An 8,009-nucleotide genomic window follows, 5' to 3' on the forward strand; every position below is an offset into this window, starting at 1 on the left:
AGGTAGTATCTTTTTGTCTTTTTTTCGTACTTTGTTTCAAATAAAATTCGAGACCTAGGCTCGAATTTTAGCCATGAGACTCGCAAAGCGAGGCTGCTGGCGTCCTTGCTATTCAAGAAAAGTTCTTTTATTCCGTAGCGTATTAACAACTTTTAATTTTTATGAGAAATACGAAGTTAATTCTAATTCTGACATATTTAATCTCTTTGCCCCACTTTCGATTGTGCGGATTCCATCTTTAATTATCAAAAAATCTGTCCTATTTATTTTTTTATTTACTGTAACAGAGGGGTCAATATAAATTTCAAATTTATTCTCTAAAACGCTCGATGTAAATACTGCTATTGCATCTTCAACATCTGATGATATAGACCTAGTACGCTCCCTAAAAATATTATCTCCAATATTTTCTTTTGTTTCTCTCCAAACTTTAGAAATATTATCTTTTAATTCATTTGTTAATTTATCTATGTTTTCCATGAATTTCCTCAATTACAACTTGGTATAGCATGTTAATACCACTTAATAATCTCAATTTATAATTTAGTAACTTTTTTAATAATCTTGGGTGCAAATTTTACGACCGCAAGAACACACATCCCTACTGTACCAACCGCACCTGTTATTTTTTTTACTGTCTTGGCACCTTTATCTACTTTTTCATGATCTTTTTTATTTAGATTATTCTTCTGAAATTTTTTCATTACTTATTACCCCCTCTAATAATTTTTCCCCAGTTATCTCTATTTGTAAAAAATCATAGTCTTTTGATGATTCTATGAATGAAGTCTTTTCAATTTCAATATATTCAACTGGATGGTTGAAAAACCAATCATTAAAGTCAACTCCTTTATGCGAATGTTCAATGCTTTTTAGATCTTCAAAATTAATTTGTTGAAGAAAATCTATACTTCTACTAAAGGTTTGCTCAACAGCTACTGTTTCACCCGAATAGGCAAATATAACTGCTAACATTTTTGTTGCTTCTACGTATAGAGAATAACATTCCTGTATATCTTCTATTTCATCATCTTTTTTATTAAGATAATTTCCATCCTTTAAAGTATTCAAAAAAATTTTCAAACCGGAATCGGGTATTGATTCAAACGCCTCAACTCTGCACATAAGTGCCTTCCCAATTTGTTCTTTCCCAACAAGCAAGTCTCTAGCTGCTACTCTAAGCATTTCTTTTTTTTCATTTTCATCAGTCATAGTCATAGCTAGCAGGACCTGTTCACGTCCTGCATCAATGAGTGCAATTCTATCATCTTGCTGTCCTCGCTCTATCATCTTAACTGTCTGGTACGTTTCAACAATAGATTGTGATATTTCGGCAAGTTGCTGTTGAGTAACGATATTATGGTAATTAATACAAATCTCCTGAAATGGATTCCCTCTATAAAACTCTTGTTGCTTAATAGGAAGATCTCCCACAAATCTATACTGCCCATTATCTGTCTTTCGCATTAGAGTTGGCCATTCAATACCTGTTTTCTTATTTTTATTAATAAACACTTCTCCAGCATCGAATGCATCTTTATATTTAGCGGGAATTTGAACAACATATTCGGCAGACTTTTCTATGTTACTTACTATATCCGCAATATTTACATACTGAGCCACTTTATCAACTAAACCTGTAAAATTAATATCCTTTTGTAAACCAGATACTTTTAAGTATTTTTTCTCTTTATTTATTATAGTTGTCTCTGTATCTATTAAATCTGTCTTTATATCTAGAGGATCATTAGTGCCATCTAGTTTATTTTTAACGATTAAAGTATCATCTTTTATTAAATCATCCATTTTTATTCTCCTTAATATACTTACCACTCTTAATTCTATTATCCTCTGGCTTCTTAGCATTTTCCGGTATTGCCCAATATGATCCTATTTTGGTTGCCCCAGGTATTCTTTTTTCTGCACATAGAACTTGAATTCTCCTAACAGAGATTCCCCACTTCTCAGACATTTGCTTTATAGATAAATATTCCATTTCTTCGATCTCCTTTCTGAATAGTCTGAAAATACTTCATAATCTACTAATAATACTCCATACAATCTTCTATCAGAGGTAATCTTAATATCAACAAATCGACAAACTCATATAAATATTCTATGTCATCCAGAAATTCTCTAGGAGTTCCTATATTTCGATAATTAAAAGCATGTATTGCATTTCTCTGATACTGAACCTTATCTACCCATTTATACTTTGGATCATTATTACTATCCCACAAGATACCAATACTAAATTGCTTTAGGGCTTCGAATGACATTTTATTTGGCTCAATGATTTGATTTTTTCTATCTAATTTTGGATTCTTTAAATAATCCTCATAGTAGACACAATAAAAGAATTTTAGCCAGCATTCCGTTAGTGCACCTAAGTTTGTTCTTGCCAAAATCAACTCACCCTCTGTAAGATTAATATCTTTATCTATCCATATGCTTAATGCCTCTGTAAGTTGAGTAGTCCAATTTAGCATTGCTTCATCCAATTTATTCGCAACGGAATCAGGTGCAATACCTCTAGATTTTTTCCATACTACTTCAGTATGATGGGTAATTTGTTTTAATTTTTCGTACTTATTCATAATCTCTCCATCGTAAATATTTGATTGCATTATATTCCAAATCACGAATAATATCAATCAAAAAAACAGTCCAAGCTAGTGTAAAGCTTAGGGCTGGAAGTTTGACACTTGTAAAAGAAAAAATTGCGATAATCGTTGGTATTATTGAATATATTATTCGTGTCGGTCAAAGAAGATGGGAAATTGAAGAAAGTTTCCGTATTATGAAAAGTGAATTTAAGTCTAGATCGGTTTATCTTAGCCATAAAGATCGCATTGAAGGTCACTTTATGACGTGTTTCTTGGCATTAACACTTTATCGAGTGTTAGAACACAAATTAGAACATCAATTTACTTGTCCTCAAATTCTTAAAACACTCAGAGAGTTTAATTTCAATCATCATTATGGGATAGGCTATGTTCCTACTTTTTCTAGAAATTACACTTCACTTAAATATACGAAAAAAAGGGAGAAAAATATTTTTTATTCAAGAAAAGTTATATTTTTTAACGTTCAAGCGGAGGAATAAAAGAATTTTCTTCGTAGTAAAAGCAAAAAAAGCCAGAAAATTTCTGGCTTTTTTTGTAGGCAAAATTCGAGACCTAGGCTCGAATTTTAGCCATGAGACTCGCAAAGCAAGGCTGCTGGCGTCCTTGCTATTCAAGAAAAGTTCTTTTATTCCGTAGCGCCTTATCGAATAGTTACATCATCTAATGCAACTAATGCTGTTTGGATACGATCCATTGCTTGTTTAATTTCTTCCTCTTGTAAAGTAGCTTCTTTATTTAAGAAACGAATCGAATAAGCTAATGATTGGTACCCTTCTTGTACATGCTCTCCTTTATAAACGTCAAATAAAGTAACTGATTGTACATATTGACCAGCCTGTTCTTTAATGACTGCTTCTAATGTTGCATGCGCCATTGTTACAGGAACTAATAACGCAATATCACGTGTCATTGATGGGAATTTTGGTACAGATTGAATCACACGTTCTTGTAATCCTTCTGCTAATAAAGGTTCCACTAATAATTCAAATACAAATGTATCAGATAAATCTAATTCCTTTTGAATCACTGGATGAATTTTTCCAATAAACCCAATTAATTCTTCGCCTAAATAAATATAAGCTGTTTGACCTGGATGTAATTGCCCAATCGCATCTGTTGCAACAAAACGAATACAATTACTACAGTTCAATTCTGCAAAGTAAGCTTCTAATACTCCTTTTAATGCGAAGAAATCAATAGGTTGAGCTGGTGATTGCCATGAAGCATGCCCCCATTCTCCAGTTACAGCAGCTCCAATCACTTCTCTTTCTTGGAAATCTTCAGAACCATTTTTACCAATCGAGAATACTTTCCCTACTTCAAATAAACGAACATTTTGTTGTGAACGAGCGACATTATATTGTAATGCTTCCAATAAACTTGGTAACATTGACTGTCTTAATTCACTTCTATCTTCACTCATTGGTAAGTCTAAACGAATACTTGGTCTTTCTTCTACTGTAAACCAATGAGATTTTTCAGGAGTTGTTAATGCATAAGAATAAGCTTGTGATAAACCAGCTCCTTGCATAAATTGACGAGTCCAACGAACAAAGCGTTGTTTCTCATTTAATCCACCTTGTGTACTTGCAGTTGTTGGTAATGTAGAAGGAATTCTATCATATCCATAAATACGTCCTACTTCTTCCACTAAATCCGCTTCAATCGAAATATCAAATCTCCAAGCAGGAACTGTCACATGGAATACTCCTTCTTCTTCTTTTGTAGGATAAGCTAATTGTTTAAATACTTGCAATACTTCTTCAGTTGTAAGTCTAGTTCCTAAAACATGGTTTAAACGTTCTAATGAAATCGAAACAACTGGTAACTCTAATGTTAGTGATTGAGCAGAAGCTACTCCTTCAACTACTTCACCATCTCCTAATTCAGCAATTAATGCTGCAGCTCTCTTACCAGCTTGTAAAATAGTTGCTTTATTAATTCCTTTTTCAAAACGGCTACTTGATTCACTTCTTAAATTATGTTTTTGAGAAGCTAAACGAATCGCTTTTGGATTAAATAATGCTGATTCTAATGCAACAGTTGTTGTTGTTTCAATAATTTCTGAATCTAATCCACCCATTACCCCAGCTAATGCAACTGGTTTTTCTCCATCTGTAATAACAATTTCATTACTTAATGTACGTTCAACACCATCTAATGTTACTAATATTTCACCATCTTTTGCACGACGAACATGAATTTGTTTAGAATTTAAACGATCATAGTCAAATGCATGTAGCGGTTGCCCATATTCCATTAAAATATAATTCGTTACGTCTACGATATTATTAATTGGACGAACGCCTGCTGCAATTAATCGATTTTGCATCCATTGTGGACTTGGTTTTACCGTAACATTTTTAATAATTTGTAAGTGATAAGCTGGGGCGTCTACTTCATCTTCAACCGATACTGTCATCCATGGATCTAATGAAGATGAATCCCCTTCTAAAAATTCATCTGGTGTTAATGTATTTTCTAAATTATAAATAGCACCAATTTCATGAACAGAACCTCTCATACTCAAAGCATCTGCACGGTTAGCTGTAATATCCAATTCCACAATCGCACTATCTAATGCTAAAGCTTTAACTGCATCCATTCCAACTTCAATAGCATCATCTTCAAATACGTAAATACCTTGTTCATATTCTTTTGGCACTAATGAAGAAGGAAGCCCTAATTCTTGAAGAGAACAAATCATCCCTTGAGACTCTACTCCTCTTAATTTTCCACGTTTAATTTTATGACCACCAGCAATACGTGCTCCATGAGTCGCTACAATAATTTTTTGCCCTTTAGCAATATTTGGTGCGCCACAGACGATTTGTAAAGATTCTTCCCCAGCAACATCCACTGAAACGACATGTAGATGATCTGAATCTGGATGATCTACTACTTCTAATGCACGACCTACAACTAATCCACTTAGTCCTTCTCCTGGAACGGATACACTATCTACTTCAATCCCAGTACGTGACATTTTTTCTCCTAATTCTTGAGGAGTAATTGAACTTAAATCTAAATATTCATTTAACCATTCATACGATAATTTCATACTCTCTTCTCCTTACTTCGTAAATTGATTTAAGAAACGAACATCATTCGTATAAAGTGAACGAATATCTTCGATTCCATATTTCAACATTGCAATACGGTCTTGTCCTAATCCAAAGGCAAATCCACCATAAACGCTTGAATCCACTCCAGCAGCTTCTAATACATTCGGGTGAACCATTCCAGAACCTAAAATTTCAATCCAACCTGTTCCTTTACAAATCGAACAACCTTGTCCGCCACATTTGAAACAGCTAATATCTACTTCTAAAGAAGGCTCCGTAAATGGGAAGTAACTTGGACGTAGGCGAACTTCACGATCTTGACCAAATAACTCTTTGGCAAATGCAGCTAATGTTCCTTTTAAGTCAGCCATTGTAATATGTTTATCAATTACTAATCCTTCGATTTGATAGAATTGATGTGAGTGAGTAGCATCATCATTATCACGTCTAAATACACGCCCTGGACTAATCATTTTTAATGGCCCTTTAGAAAAATCATGTTTTTCCATTGTTCTTGCTTGAACTGGTGAAGTTTGCGTACGTAATAAATACTCAGGTGTAATATAAAATGTATCTTGCATATCACGAGCAGGATGATCTTTTGGTAAGTTCATCATTTCGAAGTTATAGTGATCTGATTCTACTTCTGGACCTTCTACTACTTGGTATCCTAATCCAATAAAGAAATCTTCCACTTCATCACTAACGTGACTTAATACGTGTTTTGTCCCTACAGTCATTGGTCGACCTGGCATAGTAACATCAATTGTTTCTTTACGTAAAGATTCCACTAATGCTTTTGCTTCTAAGTCTGCTTTAATACTTGTAATTTTTTCTTCAATCACACTACGTAATTCGTTCGCTAAAGCTCCTACTTGTGGACGTTCTTCAGGAACGATATTTTTAATATTTTTTAAAACTTCCGTAATAGGTCCTTTTTTTCCTAATTGTTGCACACGAATTTGTTCAACTTCTTTTAAAGTTTGAACAGTTTCTAATGCAGCTAATACATCTTGACGAATCGCATCAAATTGTTGTTTCATTTCTGCTAAATTCATTTTGTTTCCTCCTATAAATCATTTTTATAAACAAAAAGTCCCTTACAATTCCTAAAAATTGTAAGGGACGAAATTTATCGCGGTACCACCCTCATTCCTGCATTGCAGGCACTCGGCGTTATTAACGGTAACGAACCGTTCCATTATTCATCTTATCGAATCCCAATGGCGACTTCGGAAGTGAAAAGTTGTAGATTTTCATGAAAGGCTTTCAGTCGCTGACCTTTCTCCCTAATAATGAAATTTTCTATAACCCTTTTCCATCAATGTCTTTAAATATATGTGTTATTTTATCAAAGCTCTTATGAATTGTCTAGCCTTAAATCATGTTCTAAATTAGAGAATCTAATATTTCCATCATTTTATAAGAAGATTTGAACTCCGATTGCTACAATAATCAGTACAATCATCGCAATCATCCAAATCGTTAAAAAGCGATTATATCTTTCTAAAAAAGGCTTTTTAGGAACTGGTGAATCATTCCATTCAATCTCTTCACTATTTTGAGACCTTTTTTGCTCTACTACATGTTCTCTCAAAGCTTTTCGTGTTAATAATGGTTCTTTCGACATATTTTCTCCTATTGATGCAATGCTGCATATTGAACAGCAATAATCGTTTTTGCATCCGTAATTTCTCCGTTATGGATTTTTTGAATCACTTCTTCCACTTGAATCCACTCAATGGATACAAATTCATCTTCATCTAATGGTGCAGCATTCTCTAAATGATGAATTCCCTTTGCTTCATACAAATGAATCTTTTCATTACAATATCCAGGAGTTGGTACTAAATCAACTACTTTTTTCCATTCATTTGCACTTAATTGTGCCTCTTCTTCTAACTCTCTTTTGGCTGCTTCTAATGGGCTTTCTCCATCATGGTCTAATTTACCTGCAGGAATTTCTAATGTATGAGCTTCAATGGCTTTACGATATTGACGAACTAATAAAATTTTCCCTTCATGAACAACAAGAACTGCTACTGCTCCATTATGTAAAACAATATCTCTCGTTGATTGTTTACCATTTGGAAGAGATACTAAATGGTGTTCAACTGTAAAAATACCACCTTGGTATTTCACTTCTTTTTGTACGGTTACTTCTGTAAAATCATTCATAAATAAGCCTCCTTAATACTATTATATCTTGTCTATTTAAATTAGCAATTAAAAAAGTCTTTTGAATATTCAAAAGACCTTTTTATGTACTGCACCCCAAAAGTTAGACATGAAAAATCTAACTTTTGGGGTGTTTTTT

The 8,009-nt window shown here is 33.5% G+C and carries 10 protein-coding genes; 1 reads left to right on the forward strand and 9 read right to left on the reverse strand.

Translation table 11 applies throughout. The features are described 5' to 3' along the window. Positions 1-159: 159 nt before the first annotated feature. Genes RWR88_RS08020 through RWR88_RS08040 form a run of 5 tightly spaced genes read right to left on the reverse strand, consistent with a single transcriptional unit; the run spans position 160 to position 2,597 of the window. Positions 160-480 (reverse strand): hypothetical protein, encoded by a 321-nt coding sequence (locus RWR88_RS08020; protein ID WP_314451694.1) that lies wholly within the window; start codon positions 478-480, stop codon positions 160-162. A 56-nt stretch (positions 481-536) separates the two neighbouring features. Next, positions 537-704: a hypothetical protein gene (locus RWR88_RS08025; protein WP_314451695.1), complete on the reverse strand. Its 168-nt coding sequence runs from the start codon at positions 702-704 to the stop codon at positions 537-539. Then, positions 682-1,806, reverse strand: a complete 1,125-nt coding sequence (locus tag RWR88_RS08030; protein ID WP_314451696.1) for a hypothetical protein — start codon at positions 1,804-1,806, stop codon at positions 682-684. Before RWR88_RS08030 ends, RWR88_RS08025 begins: the two co-directional genes overlap by 23 nt. Then, entirely contained in the window at positions 1,799-1,996 is a 198-nt protein-coding gene (locus RWR88_RS08035; protein ID WP_314451698.1) for a helix-turn-helix domain-containing protein, read from the reverse strand. The genes RWR88_RS08030 and RWR88_RS08035 overlap by 8 nt, the downstream gene beginning before the upstream one ends. 46 nt (positions 1,997-2,042) lie before the next feature. Further along, positions 2,043-2,597, reverse strand: a complete 555-nt coding sequence (locus RWR88_RS08040) for a hypothetical protein (RefSeq protein WP_314451700.1) — start codon at positions 2,595-2,597, stop codon at positions 2,043-2,045. A gap of 101 nt (positions 2,598-2,698) precedes the next feature. Here RWR88_RS08040 and RWR88_RS08045 point away from each other — a divergent pair, with 101 nt between their 5' ends. Then, positions 2,699-3,106, forward strand: coding sequence for a transposase (locus RWR88_RS08045; protein WP_314451702.1), 408 nt, complete (start codon positions 2,699-2,701; stop codon positions 3,104-3,106). A 161-nt stretch (positions 3,107-3,267) separates the two neighbouring features. Here the strand turns inward: RWR88_RS08045 and pheT are convergent, their stop codons facing one another. From pheT to RWR88_RS08065, 4 genes are all read right to left on the reverse strand, one after another. Then, positions 3,268-5,688 (reverse strand): phenylalanine--tRNA ligase subunit beta, encoded by a 2,421-nt coding sequence (gene pheT, locus RWR88_RS08050; protein ID WP_314451704.1) that lies wholly within the window; start codon positions 5,686-5,688, stop codon positions 3,268-3,270. Between the two features lie 12 nt (positions 5,689-5,700). Continuing rightward, positions 5,701-6,750: a phenylalanine--tRNA ligase subunit alpha gene (gene pheS / locus RWR88_RS08055; RefSeq protein WP_314451707.1), complete on the reverse strand. Its 1,050-nt coding sequence runs from the start codon at positions 6,748-6,750 to the stop codon at positions 5,701-5,703. A 362-nt stretch (positions 6,751-7,112) separates the two neighbouring features. Continuing rightward, positions 7,113-7,322 carry a hypothetical protein gene (locus RWR88_RS08060; RefSeq protein ID WP_006702989.1) on the reverse strand — a complete coding sequence of 70 codons (210 nt, stop codon included), beginning with the start codon at positions 7,320-7,322 and terminating at the stop codon, positions 7,113-7,115. An 8-nt stretch (positions 7,323-7,330) separates the two neighbouring features. Next, positions 7,331-7,870 carry an NUDIX hydrolase gene (locus RWR88_RS08065; RefSeq protein ID WP_314451710.1) on the reverse strand — a complete coding sequence of 180 codons (540 nt, stop codon included), beginning with the start codon at positions 7,868-7,870 and terminating at the stop codon, positions 7,331-7,333. Positions 7,871-8,009: the final 139 nt, after the last annotated feature.

The organism is uncultured Granulicatella sp. (genome assembly GCF_963528195.1).
In the GTDB taxonomy this organism is placed as follows: Bacteria; Bacillota; Bacilli; order Lactobacillales; family Aerococcaceae; genus Granulicatella.

Excerpts from the sequence above, each read along its gene's own strand:
- RWR88_RS08020 (WP_314451694.1), bottom strand. The coding sequence starts at position 480 with ATGGAAAACATAGATAAATTAACAAATGAATTAAAAGATAATATTTCT.
- RWR88_RS08025 (WP_314451695.1), bottom strand. The coding sequence starts at position 704 with ATGAAAAAATTTCAGAAGAATAATCTAAATAAAAAAGATCATGAAAAA.
- RWR88_RS08030 (WP_314451696.1), bottom strand. The coding sequence starts at position 1,806 with ATGGATGATTTAATAAAAGATGATACTTTAATCGTTAAAAATAAACTA.
- RWR88_RS08035 (WP_314451698.1), bottom strand. The coding sequence starts at position 1,996 with ATGGAATATTTATCTATAAAGCAAATGTCTGAGAAGTGGGGAATCTCT.
- RWR88_RS08040 (WP_314451700.1), bottom strand. The coding sequence starts at position 2,597 with ATGAATAAGTACGAAAAATTAAAACAAATTACCCATCATACTGAAGTA.
- pheT (WP_314451704.1), bottom strand. The coding sequence starts at position 5,688 with ATGAAATTATCGTATGAATGGTTAAATGAATATTTAGATTTAAGTTCA.
- pheS (WP_314451707.1), bottom strand. The coding sequence starts at position 6,750 with ATGAATTTAGCAGAAATGAAACAACAATTTGATGCGATTCGTCAAGAT.
- RWR88_RS08060 (WP_006702989.1), bottom strand. The coding sequence starts at position 7,322 with ATGTCGAAAGAACCATTATTAACACGAAAAGCTTTGAGAGAACATGTA.
- RWR88_RS08065 (WP_314451710.1), bottom strand. The coding sequence starts at position 7,870 with ATGAATGATTTTACAGAAGTAACCGTACAAAAAGAAGTGAAATACCAA.